This is a genomic window from Deltaproteobacteria bacterium CG11_big_fil_rev_8_21_14_0_20_42_23 (assembly GCA_002796345.1).
GTDB lineage: Bacteria > UBA10199 > UBA10199 > 2-02-FULL-44-16 > 2-02-FULL-44-16 > 1-14-0-20-42-23.
The window spans coordinates 78,963-80,180 of sequence record PCXC01000007.1 but is presented as its reverse complement, the minus strand read 5'-3'; the positions used below and the strand labels follow the sequence as shown (position 1 = coordinate 80,180).

The following is a 1,218-nucleotide window of genomic DNA, read 5'->3' as shown; positions in this document are numbered from 1 at the left end:
CCGCTTGGGAGTGAATTCATGAGAATTTTACTCACTGGAAGCGCTGGTTTTATTGGTTTTCACGTTGCTAAAAGATTTTTAGATGAAGGCCATGAAGTATTTGGAGTAGATAATCTCAACGATTATTACGATGTAACTTTAAAGAAAGCTCGACTGCAAGGGTTGAAAAAATATCCACACTTTTTTTTCAAAAAAGTTGAACTCTCTGAAAAAGATGCTGTAAAAAATATTTTCTCTGATGGGAATTTTGACTGCGTTTTGCATTTGGCTGCTCAAGCTGGTGTTCGTTACAGCATTGATCATCCTGAAAAATATGTTGATGCAAATATTGTTGCTTTTCTCAACATACTTGAAGCCTGCCGCCATGCAAAAACGCCACATCTTGTTTATGCAAGCTCAAGTTCTGTGTATGGTGCAAATACAAAGCAACCTTTTTCGGAAACTGATGCAGTTGATCATCCCGTTTCTCTTTATGGCGCCACAAAGCGTGCAAATGAATTGATGGCGCATACCTATTCTCATCTTTACCAGCTTCACACAACGGGTCTTCGCTTCTTCACTGTTTATGGGCCTTGGGGAAGACCCGATATGGCGTATTACAAATTTATAAAGGCTATTTTAAATGGTGAGCCTATTGATGTGTATAATGACGGAAACATGAAAAGAGATTTTACTTTTGTTGATGATGTAGTAGACGCGATTGCAAAATTGATTTGCTGTGTTCCGAAAAAAAATGAAGCTAAGAATGATTCGCCATCTGAAAGTGAAGCTCCATTTCAAGTGTACAACATCGGAAATAATAAACCAGTTGCGCTTATGGATTTTATCGCTGCGCTTGAAGTGGCCACTGGAAAAAAAGCTGAGATACGTTTCAAACCACTTCAAGACGGAGATGTGTTAGAAACATTTGCAGACATAGAAAAAATTAAACGTCGTGTTCAATGGAAGCCGAAAATTAATATAGATGAAGGTTTGCAAAAAGTAGTTGAATGGTACAGAAGCTATCGGGAAAATTTTTAAATGGTAAGGAAAGGTAACAAAATGCGTAAAGTGTTTTCGGGTTTCTTTTTTGTGCTTGTTCTATTTTATTCCGCAGGTTTATGGGCTCAAGGTTTCGCTGGACAAGCGTTGGGGAAGCGGGATTTATCGGCTTTTCAGTTACCCGCCCAATCTCAATTACCTTCTTTAGGCACAAAACCAAGTAATTTTTTGGGTGAT

The 1,218-nt window shown here is 38.3% G+C and carries 1 protein-coding gene and 2 pseudogenes (2 of these 3 running past the window's edge); all 3 read left to right on the top strand.

Annotated features, from left to right (window positions below):
• Positions 1 to 22, top strand: a pseudogene (locus COV43_00935) (hypothetical protein); it begins 530 nt to the left of the window's first position.
• On the top strand, positions 19 to 1,020 hold the full coding sequence (locus COV43_00930) for a hypothetical protein (GenBank protein ID PIR26689.1): 1,002 nt from the start codon (positions 19 to 21) through the stop codon (positions 1,018 to 1,020). Before COV43_00935 ends, COV43_00930 begins: the two are co-directional and overlap by 4 nt.
• Positions 1,021 to 1,218: pseudogene (locus tag COV43_00925) on the top strand (hypothetical protein); it runs 48 nt beyond the window's last position. It abuts the gene before it with no gap.